At 59.3% G+C, this 15,676-nt stretch carries 17 protein-coding genes; 12 read left to right on the top strand and 5 right to left on the bottom strand.

Translation table 11 applies throughout. The annotated features are described in order from the left end of the window. Window positions 1-25: 25 nt before the first annotated feature. Together argF and K0U62_02445 are read right to left on the bottom strand one after the other, a co-directional pair. Window positions 26-1,033 carry an ornithine carbamoyltransferase gene (argF, locus tag K0U62_02450; protein ID MCH9800378.1) on the bottom strand — a complete coding sequence of 336 codons (1,008 nt, stop codon included), beginning with the start codon at window positions 1,031-1,033 and terminating at the stop codon, window positions 26-28. Window positions 1,034-1,143: 110 nt separating this feature from the next. After that, window positions 1,144-2,370: an arginine deiminase gene (locus tag K0U62_02445; GenBank protein ID MCH9800377.1), complete on the bottom strand. Its 1,227-nt coding sequence runs from the start codon at window positions 2,368-2,370 to the stop codon at window positions 1,144-1,146. A 273-nt stretch (window positions 2,371-2,643) separates the two neighbouring features. Between K0U62_02445 and K0U62_02440 the strand changes: the two genes are divergently transcribed. Both K0U62_02440 and K0U62_02435 read left to right on the top strand, forming a co-directional pair. Further along, a complete protein-coding gene (locus tag K0U62_02440; GenBank protein MCH9800376.1) occupies window positions 2,644-4,266 on the top strand; it encodes a YfcC family protein in 1,623 nt (540 codons plus the stop codon). A gap of 295 nt (window positions 4,267-4,561) precedes the next feature. Beyond that, the gene (locus K0U62_02435) at window positions 4,562-4,933 is read left to right on the top strand and encodes a WhiB family transcriptional regulator (GenBank protein MCH9800375.1); all 372 of its coding nucleotides are present in this window, start codon (window positions 4,562-4,564) and stop codon (window positions 4,931-4,933) included. Here the strand turns inward: K0U62_02435 and trxA are convergent. Continuing rightward, on the bottom strand, window positions 4,916-5,296 hold the full coding sequence (gene trxA, locus K0U62_02430; GenBank protein ID MCH9800374.1) for a thioredoxin: 381 nt from the start codon (window positions 5,294-5,296) through the stop codon (window positions 4,916-4,918). The two genes, K0U62_02435 and trxA, sit on opposite strands and share 18 nt — an antisense overlap. Window positions 5,297-5,434: 138 nt before the next feature. On the opposite strand from trxA, the gene K0U62_02425 reads away from it, so the two are divergent. From K0U62_02425 to K0U62_02415, 3 genes are all read left to right on the top strand, one after another. After that, window positions 5,435-6,007, top strand: coding sequence for a YqgE/AlgH family protein (locus tag K0U62_02425; protein ID MCH9800373.1), 573 nt, complete (start codon window positions 5,435-5,437; stop codon window positions 6,005-6,007). A gap of 49 nt (window positions 6,008-6,056) precedes the next feature. Further along, window positions 6,057-6,326 carry a DUF3039 domain-containing protein gene (locus tag K0U62_02420; protein ID MCH9800372.1) on the top strand — a complete coding sequence of 90 codons (270 nt, stop codon included), beginning with the start codon at window positions 6,057-6,059 and terminating at the stop codon, window positions 6,324-6,326. 120 nt (window positions 6,327-6,446) lie between these two features. Continuing rightward, on the top strand, window positions 6,447-7,091 hold the full coding sequence (locus K0U62_02415; protein ID MCH9800371.1) for a helix-turn-helix domain-containing protein: 645 nt from the start codon (window positions 6,447-6,449) through the stop codon (window positions 7,089-7,091). Between the two features lie 53 nt (window positions 7,092-7,144). Here K0U62_02415 and K0U62_02410 read toward each other — a convergent pair whose 3' ends face one another. Beyond that, window positions 7,145-8,593, bottom strand: a complete 1,449-nt coding sequence (locus tag K0U62_02410) for a D-alanyl-D-alanine carboxypeptidase (GenBank protein ID MCH9800370.1) — start codon at window positions 8,591-8,593, stop codon at window positions 7,145-7,147. Window positions 8,594-8,756: 163 nt separating this feature from the next. Here K0U62_02410 and K0U62_02405 point away from each other — a divergent pair, with 163 nt between their 5' ends. Beyond that, window positions 8,757-10,322, top strand: a complete 1,566-nt coding sequence (locus tag K0U62_02405; protein ID MCH9800369.1) for a hypothetical protein — start codon at window positions 8,757-8,759, stop codon at window positions 10,320-10,322. 65 nt (window positions 10,323-10,387) lie between these two features. On the opposite strand, the gene K0U62_02400 is transcribed toward K0U62_02405, so the two are convergent. Beyond that, window positions 10,388-12,103, bottom strand: a complete 1,716-nt coding sequence (locus K0U62_02400) for an aminotransferase class V-fold PLP-dependent enzyme (protein ID MCH9800368.1) — start codon at window positions 12,101-12,103, stop codon at window positions 10,388-10,390. On the opposite strand from K0U62_02400, the gene clpS reads away from it, so the two are divergent. From clpS to murI, 6 genes are all read left to right on the top strand, one after another. Further along, complete coding sequence (gene clpS / locus K0U62_02395; GenBank protein ID MCH9800367.1) at window positions 11,991-12,413, top strand: ATP-dependent Clp protease adapter ClpS; 423 nt, start codon at window positions 11,991-11,993, stop codon at window positions 12,411-12,413. The genes K0U62_02400 and clpS overlap by 113 nt on opposite strands. Further along, entirely contained in the window at window positions 12,414-12,992 is a 579-nt protein-coding gene (locus tag K0U62_02390; protein ID MCH9800366.1) for a DUF2017 domain-containing protein, read from the top strand. An 88-nt stretch (window positions 12,993-13,080) separates the two neighbouring features. Continuing rightward, the gene (locus K0U62_02385) at window positions 13,081-13,530 is read left to right on the top strand and encodes a M67 family metallopeptidase (GenBank protein MCH9800365.1); all 450 of its coding nucleotides are present in this window, start codon (window positions 13,081-13,083) and stop codon (window positions 13,528-13,530) included. A gap of 113 nt (window positions 13,531-13,643) precedes the next feature. Beyond that, entirely contained in the window at window positions 13,644-13,916 is a 273-nt protein-coding gene (locus K0U62_02380) for a MoaD/ThiS family protein (GenBank protein ID MCH9800364.1), read from the top strand. Between the two features lie 3 nt (window positions 13,917-13,919). After that, window positions 13,920-14,867 carry a cysteine synthase gene (locus K0U62_02375; protein MCH9800363.1) on the top strand — a complete coding sequence of 316 codons (948 nt, stop codon included), beginning with the start codon at window positions 13,920-13,922 and terminating at the stop codon, window positions 14,865-14,867. After that, window positions 14,858-15,676, top strand: coding sequence for a glutamate racemase (gene murI / locus K0U62_02370; GenBank protein MCH9800362.1), 819 nt, complete (start codon window positions 14,858-14,860; stop codon window positions 15,674-15,676). Before K0U62_02375 ends, murI begins: the two co-directional genes overlap by 10 nt.

Raw genomic sequence — 15,676 nt, 5'->3', positions numbered from 1 at the left:
GGGCTTCCTCATTTCAGGTTAGTGATTAGTCACCAATGGTGGCCACCATGATGGCCTTGATGGTGTGTAGCCGGTTCTCAGCCTGATCGAAGGCGATATTCGAGCTGGACTCGAACACGTCGTTCGTGACCTCTAGGCCGTTATCCATACCGGTGGACGCTGCCACGTCCCTACCAACCTTGGTGTTGGTGTCGTGGAATGCGGGCAGACAGTGCATGAACTTGGCATCCCGGTTACCGGTTTTGTTTAGGGCCTCACGGTTCACCTGGTACGGCTTGAGCAGTTGGACTCGCTCGTCCCATACCTCTTTCGGTTCACCCATGGAGACCCACACATCGGTGTGCAGGAAGTCAGCACCCGGCACGGCCTCGTCCGGGTCCTCGGTGAGCATGACCTTCGCGCCGCTCTCCTCGGCTCGGGCGTTAGCCGCGTCCTGGACCTCCTTAGACGGCCACAGATCCTTCGGCGAGCAGATCCGCACGTCAGACCCCATGATCGCGCCCATAATGAGCAGGGAGTTGCCCATATTGGAGCGGGCGTCACCCATGTAGGTGTAGGAGACCTCTGAGAGCGGCTTGCCCCCGGCATACTCGGTCATGGTCAGGAAGTCCGCCAGCATCTGGGTGGGATGCCACTCGTCGGTAAGGCCGTTCCAGACCGGAACGTCGGAGTACTCAGCGAGTTCCTCAACGTTGGCTTGGCCAGCACCGCGGTATTCGATGCCGTCATAGAAGCGAGACAGGACTCGGGCGGTGTCGGCGATGGACTCCTTGTGGCCCAACTGGGAGCCGCTGGGATCCAAGTAGGTGACGCCAGCGCCCTGGTCGTAGGCACCGACCTCGAAGGCACACCTGGTGCGGGTAGAAGTTTTTTCGAAGATGAGCGCAACATTCTTGCGCTGCATGCGCTGCCGCTCGTTGCCCGTGTACTTGGCCCGCTTCAGGTCGCGAGATAGATCGAGCAGGAACTGCAGCTCCTTGGTGGTGAAATCCAGTTCCTTGAGGAAATCACGATTGCGGAGGTTGACCGGCATGGTCGTCCTTTCTGATTGTTTTCTTTGTTATTTGTTTAGTGGTTGCTACTGGTACTTGCTTGTCAGTGAGTGTGGTTGGGGGTGCGGTCGTGACCGCACCCCCAACTGAGTCACTCGTCTGCGGAGCCGCGCTCCATCGGGCAGGACATGCAGCGCGGGCCGCCTCGGCCGCGGCCGAGTTCGTTGCCCACGATGCCGATGATTTCGATGCCGTGCTTGCGTAGGAAGGTGTTGGTGGTTTCGTTGCGGTCGTAACCAAAGATCACACCTGGTGCGACGGTCAAGAAGTTGTTGCCATCGTTCCATTGCTCCCGGGCAGCCCCGAGTTCGTCGATCGGGGTGTACAGCGGCGTCACCTTGTCCACTCCGATGGACTCGGCGAGTACCGGCCACAGTTCGTCCAACTCGCGGATCTGGTATGCGCCGCTGTCATCGGCCTTGGTCAACTCGTAGATCTTCATTTGCGGCAGCTCCGAGAAGACCGAGAACTTGTCCTTATCGATCATGGTCATCGCGGTGTCCAAGTGCATAAGGGTGCGTTCCTTGGGCAGCTCGACAACTAGGACCTTGTTGATCTGGCTGTCTGGTGCCGAGAAGTACGACTGAGCCAACATGCCGATGCCCTGGGGCGTGGTCCGCTCGCTCATACCAACCATGACCGTTCCATTGCCAACGATGATGATGTCGCCACCCTCAATCGTGGCTGGTTGATGCACTTCGTCGTCGTTGCCGTAGTAGAAGTGCGGCATCTGATCCTTGAATTCCGGATGGAAGTTCCAGATCACCCGGCTGTGCAGTGTCTCGCGTTGCCGAGCCGGCTTGGCCATCGGGTTCACCGAGAGGCCGTTGTAGGCGAAAGCGGTGTTGTCACGCTGGAATAGATGGTTCGGCAGCGGGGTGAGGATGAAGTCGTAGTCATCGAGGTAATCCCACAGCAGGTTGGAATTTTTCGGTAGGGACAGATCCTTCTTCAGCACGCCGCCGATCATGAAGGATGCCAACTCCGCGCCGCTTACTCCGGCTGACAATTCCTTCAGCGGTTCCACGATCTGCGGGCCAACGCGTTCCGGTGTGGCAATCCGATCGAGCAAGAACTGTCGGGCTTCGTCAATCTCGAGAGCCTCGCCCAACTTCTCGCGGAAGAGGTGGACGGTTACGCCTTTTTGCTTGAGGCCGTCAGCGAAGGCGCGATGCTCTTCTCGAGCCTTTCGCGCCCACATAACGTCGTCGAAGAGCAACTCGCCGCAGTTTGCTGGCGTCAGTCGGTCGAGCTCGAGGCCCGGCTCGTGCAGCATCACCTGTTTGAGCTGGCCCACCTCTGAATCGACATGGAGCATGGATTTTCCTTTCGTGGTTTCTTCCGAGGCGGTGCCTCGGTCTCGATAGTTGTAGGAATGAAACGGTTTCGCCACTTATAGCGCGGCAAATATTGGTTCGATGTTGTTTCGGGTCAAAAGTTCGAGCAATCTTCATGAATTTCTGCCGATTTTCTTGCGAAATCGACCAGATATAGCGTGATTTTTTCGCCAGATAAGGCAAGACGGTTCGGTTTCCGCTAGTAATGGCCGTAACGCACGACAACGTGTGACTAATTGTTCACTGGAGAACTGATGGCTACGGAGACACCCGCAACCGAAGCACCGGAAGAGCCCGAGGAGAAGAAAGGCTTCAAATTTCCGACAGCCTTCACTGTGCTGTTCTTTGTCCTCTTGCTGGTTTGGGGGCTGACTTTCATCATCCCCTCGGGTAGTTACACCTACGTGGCGTGTGGCGAGGACTCACCCAAGCCGATCCCCGGTAGCTACCAGCAGACGGAATCTGAGACGAGTTTCCAAGACAGTCTGGCTGACTTGTTGCTGTCACCAGTGAACGGTCTCTATGGCATCCAGGAACCACAAGTCCCAGCAGAGAATGTCGACGCGGCGGTCCAAGGTGAGGCAGATGAACTGTGCGCAGGCGAAACGGCAGAGATCGTAACGGCGCCTGGCGTTATCGGACCGTATGAGTCGGGTGAACTCTTTGGCGCGGTTTCGGTCTTCTTCTTTGTGCTTGCCATTGGTGCCTTCATCACAGTGACGATGAATACCGGCGCACTAGATGCGGGTATCGGTCGACTGACGCACAGGTTCCGAACCAGAGGGACGACGTTGATCATCGTGCTGATGTTCGTTTTCTCGCTGGGCGGCACCTCGTATGGCATGGCCGAAGAAACGTTGGGCTTCTACGCATTAATTGTGCCGATCTTCGTAGCGCTCAGATATGACCGAATAGTCGGCGCTACGGTCATCTTGCTCGGTGCGGGTGTCGGAACATTGTCCTCAACGGTCAACCCGTTCGCCACCGGCGTGGCCTCGGATGGAGCCGGGATTCCGCTCGGTGACGGTATCGTGCTGCGTCTCCTGATGTACTTGGTTCTCGTGCCGGTCACGATCTGGTTCGTGATTCGGTACGCGAATAAGGTCAAAAAGGATCCCAGCAAGTCCAAAATGGAACCACTCCCTGACGATGAGGGGATGGTGACCGGTGATGAAGAACCACCGCAGATGACCGGGCAGCAGAAGGGTGTGCTGTGGATCTTCATTCTCACCTTCGCGCTGATGATCTTCTCGGTGATTCCGTGGGGTGACTTCAGCGAGAGCCTGGAGTCCATCACGCTGGATTGGTACTTCCCAGAGTTGGCCGCATTGTTCTTGCTCATGTCCGTGGTAGTTGGCCTTGTTGGTCGGCTCGGTGAGCAGGGCATGGTTGACTCGATCGTTGCCGGTATGGGTGATTTCATTGGGGCTGCATTCATCATCGCCTTCGCCAAGGGCGTCACGGTGATTATGAACAACTCGCAAATCACCGACACAGTGCTGAGTTCCTTAGAGAGCGCAGTTTCCGGTCTTTCTGGCGCCGCTTTCGGAGTGATGATTTACATTGTCAATATCCCACTGGCCTTCCTGGTCCCGTCATCCTCGGCCCATGCGACGCTGGCAATGCCGATTATGGCGCCGCTGGGAGAGTTCCAAGGAGTTTCCAAGGCGATCGTGGTCACCGCTTACCAGTCCGCTAGTGGCTTGGTGAACCTGTTCACGCCAACCTCAGCGGTGGTCATGGGTGGTCTGACCCTAGCCAAGGTCGGCTACGACAAGTACCTGCGGTTCGTGTGGCCACTGTTGCTGATTCTCTTCGTGCTGAGCGCGATCCTGATTGGCATCGGTTCGGTGACCCCACTCGGCGGTTCCGTCTGATTCGACGATTTTGCCCCGCAAATGAGCCCCGGGTTTCCGGGGCTCATTTGCTTGTGACCCAGGCAATTTTGTGGTGGAACTCAACGTCAAATCGCAAAGGCAGCAAATGTCCGAAATGTCCTATTTAGCCGAATAGCCGGGATAAAAACAGCAAACAGGACAAGTCCTATCCGACCAAAGAGTGAAATCTTGTTCGACCGGATGAATTCCGCAGAATTCCCGTGACATCACGCGTTTTAGCCGATTAACTATTGCCAGTTAACAAGATCATTAACGATCCGACCGGGAGGTCCCGATGCCACAGCAGCCACTTGCTCAGGTTCCGAAAGATGCGACCTGGCAGTGGCAAGACAGTGGGGCTTGCCGGGAAGTTGATGACACCCTCTTCTTTCACCCTCCCAACGAACGCGGTTTGGCTCGGCTAAGGCGTGATCGTGCTGCCAAAGCAGTGTGCGCCCGTTGCGCAGTTCGAATCGAATGCGCCGACTATGCCATCCGGTCCAGGGAGCCTTATGGCGTCTGGGGCGGCCTAACCGAAGAGGATCGTGAGCGGATTTACGCGCGAATAGCGCTGGCGGAATACCCACGGTCGCGTGGCGAAGGGGCCGATATGTGTTCCGGTGAGATCGCAGACGCTATCTCACCGAACTCACTCGGGATCGCCTGATTCGTCTGCTTGTCGAGCGACCTCGGCGCGAACTTCGTTCATGTCCACGTCGGTGACCTTCTCGACGAGTTCCCGTAAAGCTTGTTCCGGTAGCGCGCCAGCTTGGGCGTAGAGCACTACGTTTTCGCGGATCGCCATCAGCGTGGGAATCGAACTAATACCGAATGATCCGGCTAGGGTCTGCTCTTCTTCGGTATTCACCTTGGCGAAAATTACCCCAGGAAAATCTTCGCTCACCTTGTCGAAGACCGGCCCAAAAGTGCGACAGGGGCCACACCATTCCGCCCAGAAATCGATGAGAACGATGTCATTGCCCTCAACAGTTTCGGTGAAGTTTTCGGCTGCTAGCGCGATGGTGGCCATGTGGTTGCCTCCTGCTCCTCGTAATAACGTCCTTAGAGTCAACCTATCGGCGCCGTAAATCATTCCCAAGTCGGCTGAGTTGCCCCGGCGAGTCGGCGTTAAAGAGCCGAATCCCGATTCGCACGACACAATGGTGTGATGGATTCAGTGGGTTTGCACCGACTGCGGCGGCCTCGTCCCCAAATTCCCCGTGCGGGGGACATGCTGGTGGCGGCACCGTCACTGGTGGATCCGAACTTCCGCCGGGCACTGGTGTACATGCTGCAACACGATGAGGAAGGCAGTGCCGGGGTAATTATCAATCGTGGCTGTGACGTCGCGGTTACTGACCTAGACCTACCCAAATGGGCGCGATCCGCGACTATTCGGGCGGGGGGCCCGGTCGCGACGAACTCGCTGCTCGCAGTCTCCGAATTGGGCTCGGATGCCACTGGCAATGATTCGTTGGGTGGTCCTGGGGTGCAGATGGTGGACCTAGATGAGGCGGCTGCGAACCCGCCCGGTGAACTCGCACTCTTCGTTGGCTATGCCGGCTGGTCGGCCGGACAATTAATGTCTGAGATTGAGCGGGATGATTGGCATGTTGTGAGTGGGCGCCCCGCTGACCTATTTTCCGGGGAACCGGAACTGCTGTGGTCCACCGTGCTGCGAAGACAGGCGGACCCTACTCGGCTGTGGAGCACGCTGCCAGAACAACCGGCAGCCAACTAAGATGTAGCAGCTAGCGCTGAAGAAAAGCTATGTGCATAAGGTGGAGGCTATGAGCGATGACCCAGTAGACACGCCGGAGCTTGGTGACACTCTTGTAGCTGAACCGGAAACCCGGTCCACCGACGGCGGCGATCATGAACGGTTCGCCCACTACGTGCCCAAAGACAAGATTGTGGAGTCGGCGGTGACCGGTGAGCCGGTCCGAGCGCTTTGCGGCAAGGTATGGACCCCGGGCCGCGATCCCGGCAAGTATCCGGTTTGCCCAGATTGCCAACGAATCTATGAGGGTCTACCACCAGGCGGGGATGACGAGAGCTGAGTAAAGGTGTCCCACGAGTGGCGGCGCGTCGCGTAACCAGTCATAGTCAAAATCGTGATGAGGTAGTGCCTAACTGGCAGTTCCCAACGTTAGGGCCCTCAAGAAGGGGGAGTGAGCAGCATGGCAGCTGAAACTAGCCAGACCCTTGATCGGGGTTTGCAAGTACTTGAAGCGCTGGCGGCTCACCCGGAAGGCCTCACCGTCACTGAGTTGGCTCGACAGCTCGATGTCAGTCGCACGATCGTCTACCGGTTGGTGGTCACGCTGGAACAACATGGCATGCTCCGGCGCGGTGGCGGTAATCGTTGCCGGCTTGGCTTGGCCGCGCTCACGCTTGCTCGCAACGTGCAGTCCATGCTGCGGGAAGCCGCGGTACCCACACTGCGCAAGCTGGCTGAGCAGCTCAACGTGACGGCACACCTCACCCTGGTTGAGGGTGAGGAGACGGTGGTAGTTGCCGTTGTTGAGCCCGCCCGAACTGACCAGCCAGCCGCCGCTCGCCCCAGCAGTCGGGTGGCCTTGGATCGCGGTGTCGCCAGTAGAACTGCTGTGGCAACGCAAGCAGAGGGTCGTCCGCTGGACGAGGGTTGGGTGATCTCGGGGGGAGATCCTGCACACGGTGGCTATGCCGTTGCCGCTCCGCTGCTCGGAGTTCCCGGCTTTGAAGCCTCAGTTGGAGTGCTCTCGATGTCGGAGTTGGACACCACGGTCGTGGGGCCGCGCTTGGTCGCCGCTGCTGCCGAAATCGCCCGTTCCGTGCGCTAAATCGCACCCACCGTCGGAATCAGCAAGCGACGCGATGGCTGTTTTATTGCTAGTTAGCCGCAGCCGGTAACGGCGGTAGCCATTGCATCTGTCCAGTAGCGGGCCGAAGTCGTTGAACTGCGGAAGTCGTTGATGAAGATGGTGAATGCTCGGGGTCGCCCGTCTCTAGCGCCTGCGACGCCCGAGAGCGAAACGACGCTGCTCAACGTTCCAGTCTTGGCCATGACCTTGTCCCGGGCACACCGAGTGAGACCAGCGCCGAACCGCCGGCTGAGGGTGCCGGAGACTCCGGCGCGCGGCATGGCAAAAACGCCGAGCGCCAGTTCCGGCCGAGCTGGATCCAGCATGGCCCGGTTGATAGCGGTGGCGGCCTTCGCGGTGAGTTGATTTTGGCGGGATAGTCCGCTGCCGTCGACGATTCTTATTCGACGCATCGGTATCTGCAGCCGTTTGAGTTCTGCGGTGACGGCTGCCGCTGCCCCCGTAGCAGTCGTTGGCATGTCTTTGGCTGCTGCAACATGCCTGATCAGATTCTCGGCAATGGAGTTGTCCGAGGACGGCAACATGGCGTTAACCGCATCCATGACGCTGTGCTCGGCGAAGGTAGCGATAACCCCGCTCTCGATAGTCGGGGCCACTTCAGTGGGCGACGCAGCGGGGGTGGGCGTAGTGGTGGGCTCGCTAGCAACCGGTGTCGCTGGTGGCGGTGCGATGTCGCCGCCGGGAATCGGGCGGGTCACTTTGCGTCGCACCCGAAGCCCTGCTCCGGTCAACTCCGTAACTGCGCGCTTCAGTTCTTTTCGGAAGTGCTTCCCAGCGTCAATCGCACCATCATTCGCGGCAACCCAGCGGCGGGTCAGTCCGAAGGGTTTGCGAGCGTAGTTCGGGTAGTAGTGCGATGGCCAGCCGCTGGGGTGCGTCGGCGCAGCGAATATCGAGTCGTCCACCTGCAGCCTGAGGCGCCCTGCGGGTGATCCTTGCGTGGAAAGGGCCGCTGCAGTCTCCGTCGCGAGGACCTTGAGGTCATTGGAGTCAAGCAGCGGATCGCCACCACCGACCAGGGTGAGCACCATCCCGTCTGCGCTGCGTGTGACGGACGTGGTGAACTGGTGGTAGGCGCCACGAGCGGACATAACGGTTAGGGCGGTCGCTGACTTCATCACCGAGGCGGGGATTCGTGCTTTGCCAGCGCGGCGTTTGAATACCTTCTGTCCGGTTTCCAGATCACTGACAAAGACGGATACGGTCTTTCGTCCCAGCGACTTTGCTCGAGAGCGCTTCTTCAGTCGCTTGATCAGGGTGGGTAGATAGTCGGCGGTAGTGGTTGTTGCGGGTAACTGCAGGTTGGTGGGCAACGCTGCCCGCACCGACGACGGCCAGACCGGCACCTCCGCAGCAGCGGTTGGTGCCAGCAGTGTCGCGCCCAGTACGAGTCCAGCCCCAGCAGCCGTGACTCCGACGATTCTGGAATGCCCTGATTTCCTTAGTTCTATTCCCACCACAACGCGACTGTATGGGGCTCGTGCCGAGAAATGGGAATTCGCCGCGACATGGTCGAATATCGGATATTTCGGACAAGGCGTAGGCGCGTTGAAACCGAATCGCCTTCCTCCGCCTCATACTCGGGTTATCGATAGCCGACGTTCTGGGCATGGGAGGGAAGTCGTGCGATCTCTTTCGCGGAGTCTAATTATCCTCATCGCGCTGGCACTTGTCGTGCCAGCGACTGCGGCGACCGCTGCCGACCGTTCGCGAGCAGTTAGCGGCTGGTTCGGCTACTGGACCAGCCCTGGCGACATGACCAGCATTGCCAGCAACAGCAACGGCGTCGTCGGCGAAGCGAATATCTTCTGGTGGCATTGGGCTGGACCGGATCGGCCGATGTGCACGACTGCTGGCGGCAGTTGTCAGGCCGCCAGTGACACGCCCTGGACCAACTCGACCTTCGATGCGGCCCGCCGCGGGCTGCAAGACCAGGGAGTGCTGGTCTTCGCGACTCACACCGATCTTGACTTCAATCGCCGGCGGCAGCTGTCCGAATACCTGGCCAAGGAAAGTAGGCGACAAGCGCTGGCCGATCAAATCACCGATTGGGTGGTGAAGTCCGGTGTGGATGGGGTGGATCTTGACTGGGAAAACTTCGCCTTTAATGACGGATCCAGCACCTGGGATACCACCAGGCCACGGCTGAACGACACCATCGTTCGACTGGGTGCTGCGTTGCGCGCCCAGGGGAAGTTGCTGTCAGTGACCGTCCCCGGTGGCTACTCGCCGTTCACCTCTGATGGCAGTCCGAACCCCGGTGGTGGCTACAACGTTTTCGACTGGCCAGTGTTGGCTGAACATTCGGATCGGCTGCGGCTGATGACCTACGACTACTCTTGGTCTCGACCGGGCCCCATCGGTCCAGCCCCGTGGGTGGGTGAAGTGGCCCGCAGCGCGGTGGCTCAGGTCGGGAAGCAGAATCAGAGCAAGATCTATGTAGGACTGCATCAGTACGGCAAGAGTTGGTACCAGCGGGATAGCAACGACAAGGTCATCACTGTGGGCAGCTGCAACAGCAAGTGGCGGCCAAACGGACGTGACGCCGTTGCGCTGTCACCGAGCAGCGCTCGTGACCTAGCTACTTCTTATGGCACGACGCCGAGGTTTGATCAGGAAGCCAAGGAATACACCTTCGACTATGTGAAGACCGAAACCGGCAGTTGGACCGGGTCCGGCGGCCAGCAACGCACCGGTGAGTGTGACGTGCGTAAACAGGTCTGGTTCGGCGGTGAAGGAACGGCAGCAAGCCGCACCAAGATCGTCGAGGATTACGGCATCGGTGGTGTCGCAGTGTGGCATCTCGCGTCTATGGACTCGGGAAGTTTCGCCGCGCTTGCACCGCTTGCGGATGGCTCACAATCACCGCCTGACCCGAAACCAGCTCCGGAACCGGGTGGGTACGAAATGTCCGCCAAGGTCAAGAACGATACCCCTCGCGCTGGCGGAAAGGCCGTTGTTAAAGGCAAGGTGCGTCCCAAGGAGCAGGGAGCCGTGGTGAAACGACAGTTGAAGCAGAACGGCAAATGGCGAACCAAGGAGACGGGCACCACCAGCCAAAAAGGCAAGGTCAAGTTCAAAGTCTCGCTGCCCGCCAAACCCAAGAAGTTCAAGTTCCGGCTCGTGGTGAAGGGAACTGACAATCACGGCAAGCTACGTAGCAACACGGTGAAGGTTCGCTCGCGCTAGGCGACGGTCGCATCGGCTGGCCGATGTGGTTTGCTCAGTGAATCGCTGGAACAGCGACATTTGTCCTACGGGCCAGTGAGTAGCGACTCGCGGGGCAGCTCAAACCACCGCAATGACTCGAAGTCCACGCTGAGTAGGTCGTCGATGTGACTGCCTTCCGGATCGGGGAGGCTGGCCAAGAGTTCCTGGCCTTCCGCAAGGTAGTCAGCGAGGACCGAGACCGGTGCTCGGGGCAGATCGGGCGGTAGCGATACTCCGTCGTCAGTAAAGGTGACGTCGGTCAAACTCAGTGGTGGATCGGCTCGGCCTTCCCGGTGACGCCAGAGTCCCGATTCGGGGTCGAACTGATAGAAGGGCAGCAGCCGATAGCCCAATGATGCCGTCATCGAGACCGCATCGACGATGAACCGAAACATGTCTTCCGATAAGAAGTAGTTGAAGTTGACTCGAGTCCAGCCGGGCTTGATGCCCTCACAGCCGCTGGAGATCTCCCGCTCGAATTCGTGGCTGGTATCGAGGTCGATCCCCAAGAGCCGATGGCCGTAGGGTCCGGCACAGGAGCAACCACCGCGTGCCTGGATACCAAAGAGATCGTTGAGCACCGCGACGATAAAGTTGTGGTGCAGGAACCGGTCTGTAGGTGACCGCACCACGAAAGACACGATGGATAACCGATCGGTATCGGGGTTGCCGAGAATGTCGATCTGCGAATGTTCGCGCCAGGTGCTGATCGCGCGTCTGGTCCAATCCGCTTCCAGCCGTTCAATAGTGTCGGTCCCTACCGACTCCTTGAGTTTGAACACCAAACCCGCCCTGATGGACTCAACGATCGCCGGCGTGCCAGCTTCCTCCCGTTCTTCGGGGTTCGCCAGATACTCGTGCTCATCGGGGTTGACGAAACGCACTGTGCCACCACCGACGACTGCCGGAACCGAGTTCGACAACAGCTCCCGACGAATCACCAGCACGCCGGGTGTGCCGGGGCCACCGATGAATTTATGTGGTGACAGCACGATGGCATCCTTGCCCGCCAGTTGATCGCTGGCAGGTGCCGCAGCCCGAATCTTGACATAAGGAGCAGCTGCCGCGTAGTCCCAGACCGCCAGTGCGCCGTGTTCATGCAGCAGTCGAGAGATGCCGTCGCAGTCGGTGAGGATCCCGGTGACATTGCTGGCAGCGCTAAAGGCGCCAATCTTGAGCGGCCGATCCGCGTACTTATCCAAGGCCTCGGTCAACGATTCGGGGTCGATGTGTCCGTCCGGGGTCTCGGCAATCGCCACGACATCGGCGATGCTTTCTCGCCACGGCAACTCATTGCTGTGGTGTTCGTACGGTCCGATGAACACCACGGGCCGTTCCGCCGCGGGGATTTGGTTGCTGAAGCCATAGCGCCCATCGAGATCGGCGGGGATGCGTAGGTTGAGGATTCCGATCAACCGATCAATAGCTCCGGTGCACCCCGAGCCAGCAAAAATGACTGCATAGTCCTCATCCGCCCCCACGGCGTCATGAATGATGCCCCGCGCTTCCTCTCGCAGCCGGGTGGTCTGCAATCCGGTTCCGCTGCTTTCGGTGTGGGTATTCGCGTAGGCCGGTAACACCCGGCGCTGGATCACCTCCTCGATCAGCGACAGGCCGCGACCACTCGCGGTGTAGTCGGCATAGGTAATGCGGCGATCACCGAACGGGCCAGGTACCACGACGTCCTCGCCGATCACGTTGGTGCGAATCCGTTTCACTAAATCCGATTGCGGGAGGTTCGGCGCCGGAGGAGGGATCATAACCCCATCATGGCACCATGGGGCAGTGACTGCGGTACCCGAAGCAATCGAGGAGGTCGAGGAAGACCTCCGTACCGACCGACCCTGGGTGACGGTCGTGTGGAACGATCCGGTCAATCTGATGGATTACGTGACCCATGTCTTTATGACCCACTTTGGCTATCCGAAGGAAAAGGCCACCGAGTTGATGCTGGCGGTGCACAACGAGGGCCGGGCGGCGGTGAGCAACGGCAGCCGGGAAGAGATGGAGCGGGATGTCGAGGCGATGCACGGCTTTGGCTTATGGGCCACCTTGGTGAAAGACGACTGAATGTTTGGTAGCAACAAGCGCGGGTTCTACCGCACCCGAGGATCACTTCGATTGGGGCTGACCCCGCAAGAGGCGGTGTTGTTGATCAGCCTGATCGACTCCATGGCCGAACTGCTGGGACCCACCACTGAGCCCACCGGCGATCCGCTCGAGCAGTTGCAAAATCTCGGTGAGCAGGCGGCACCGCCGGCAGATCCGGCGCTGTTGCGACTATTCCCAGATGCCTATCGCGATGATGAGGACGCGGCGGCTGATTTTCGCCGGTATACCGAGAGCGGTCTGCGCAGGCTGAAAGCCGATCGGCTCGTTGTCACCCGAGTGGTGTTGGCTGAGTTGACTACCCCAGAGGTGTCGGAGGATCGACCAGCAGTAACTGACATCACTCGGGACAAAATTCCTGCATTGTTGGGCGCCCTGAACGATATGCGGCTGGTGCTAGGTAGCCGGCTCGACATTACCGATGATGAGCAAGAGGTTACTAAGTTTTGGGATCCGGATGACCCGCGGCGTCAACAGTTTGAGATATATCAATGGCTGACCTGGCTGCAGGCAACGTTCCTCGATGCCATCGCGAAATAGCGAAGACTCGCGCGGCTCTGGGTGAAATCGCCAACAACGATCTGACAGCATAAACATTCGATCTACACCTACGAGGAGTCAATGAGTTATGGCCAGTCAGGATCCAGCAGCCGCAGCTGGAGTGCTGCGGCTACCGCGGTCAATTGCTGACGAGATCATTGCCCACGCCCAGCGCGACCATCCGGATGAGGCCTGTGGGGTTGTGGCTGGCCCGGCTGGCTCCGACAAACCAGAGCGGTTCATTCCGATGTTGAATGCCGCCCGATCCATGACTTTCTACGAGTTCGACAGTCTCGACTTGCTCAAGTTGTACCGAGAGATGGACAAGCTAGGCGAGGAGCCCGTGGTGATCTACCACTCCCATACCGCCACGGCGGCCTATCCTTCGCAAACCGATGTCTCCTACGCGAATGAGCCGGAAGCCCACTACGTGCTGGTGTCGACTCGGGAGTCGGGCAACGATCCGGGTCCAGTGGAATTTCGTTCTTTTCGGATCAGAGCCGGAGTTGTCACCGAGGAGAAGGTGGAATTCTGTTGATCGGGCCTATGCCGCAGTGGCGGTTCGGTTGTCGTGGGGAATAATCGAAGCGGCCGCGAATTAGTTACCCGCCACCCTGGCCGGTGATAGCAGGAATCGCTAGAGGAGAGAACATGCCGGTTACCGTAGAAATTCCGACGATCTTGCGCACCCTAACCGATGATCAGCGCGCCGTGGAGGTCAGTGGTAGCGATGTTGCTGGGGTGCTGGCGGCCGTAAACGGCCAGTACAGCGGTTTCGCTGAACGAGTGATCGAAGACGGCCAGCTCCGCAAATTCATCAACGTGTACCTCAACGATGAGGACGTTCGGTTCCTGGCTGGCCTGGCCACCGATGTCGCTGACGGCGACGTCGTCACCATTCTGCCTGCTGTGGCTGGCGGCTGATCAATGCGCTTCGCCTCGCTGATCGATTCAGTGGGGGGCACCCCGTTAGTTGGGCTGCCCCGACTATCGCCTGCACCAGACGTTCGGTTGTGGGCCAAGCTAGAGGATCGTAATCCCACGGGTTCGGTGAAGGATCGACCTGCGTTGGCCATGATTGCGGAAGCCGAAGCAAGCGGCGCCCTGCAGCCTGGCCAAACCATCTTGGAACCCACTAGTGGCAACACCGGTATTTCGCTAGCAATGGCTGCCAAGTTAAAGGGCTACCGGTTGGTGGCGGTGATGCCGGAGAATACGTCACCGGAGCGCACCCAGTTGTTGAATATGTGGGGTGCGGAGGTCATCTACAGCTCTCCGGTGGGTGGTTCAAACGAGGCAGTCCGGCACGCCAAGGAACTAGCGAAAGAAAACCCAGACTGGGTGATGCTCTACCAGTATGGCAACGACGCAAACTGGCGCTCGCACTACGAGACTACGGGACCAGAGTTGCTGGCTGACCTGCCGGAAATCACGCACTTTGTGGCCGGACTGGGCACCACGGGGACGTTGATGGGTGCCGGGCGCTTTCTGAAGGAGCAAAAACCGGGTGTCGTCATTGCCGCCGCCGAGCCCCGCTACGGGGAGTTGGTCTACGGCCTGCGCAACCTTGACGAGGGCTTCGTGCCCGAGTTGTACGACGAAACGGTGTTGGATTCTCGCGTCTCAGTGGGTCCGCAGGATGCGGTGCGCCGGACGAGAGAGTTGTTGGCGCAGGAGGGAATCTTCGCCGGTATCTCCACCGGTGCCATTCTGCACGCCTCCTTGATTTTGGCGCGGCGGGCGATCAAGGCCGGGCAAGCAGCCGACATCGCGTTCATCGTCTGTGATGCTGGTTGGAAGTATCTGTCCACCGGCGCCTACACCGAAGATCTGGATGCGGTGGAAGAGTCGTTGGAGGGGCAGGTATGGGCCTGACCGCGGATGCGCCTATCGGCATCTTTGATTCCGGCGTGGGCGGGCTGACCGTCGTTCGGACAGTCATTGATCAGTTACCTAACGAGTCGGTGCTGTACGTGGGCGATACCAAGAATGGTCCCTACGGCCCCCGTCCGATTCCGGAAGTGCGTGGCATCGCGCTCGACGTGATGGACTATCTGGTCACTGAAGGTGTCAAAGCGCTCGTCATCGCCTGTAACTCGGCGTCATCGGCAGTCCTGCGTGATGCCCGGGAACGCTACGACGTACCAGTTATTGAAGTGATTCATCCGGCGGTGCGACGAGCAGCAGCGGTCACCAAGAACAATCGAGTCGGAGTCATCGGCACCCGGGCGACCATCGAGTCGCAGGCATACAACGATGCATTCGCGGCCGCCCCGCATCTGGAACTCACCAGTCAGGCGTGTCCCGAGTTCGTGGAACTAGTGGAGTCTGGCGTCACCAGTGGCGATGAGGTGCTCACGGTGGCGCGAGAATATTTGGCGCCATTGCAGCAGGCGGACGTGGACACGCTCGTACTCGGTTGCACCCACTATCCACTGCTCACCGGTGCACTGTCGGTGGTGATGGGTCCGGAGGTCACCTTGATCAGTAGTGCCGAGGAAACGGGTAAAGATGTCTACCGCGTGTTGCTGGCTGAGGATTTGCTGCGACCAGCCAGCGGTCAGCCTCCTGAGCATCGGTTTGTCGCCACCGGCGATCCGGAACCATTTGATCGGCTGGTGCAGCGGTTCCTGGGGCCGGTCGTGGCTGCAGTGCCGCGCAGTCTGAATCCGGTGCAGGGGTAG

It is taken from the genome of Actinomycetes bacterium (genome assembly GCA_022599915.1).
Lineage (GTDB): Bacteria > Actinomycetota > Actinomycetes > S36-B12.
This window is presented reverse-complemented; position numbering and strand designations above follow the sequence as displayed.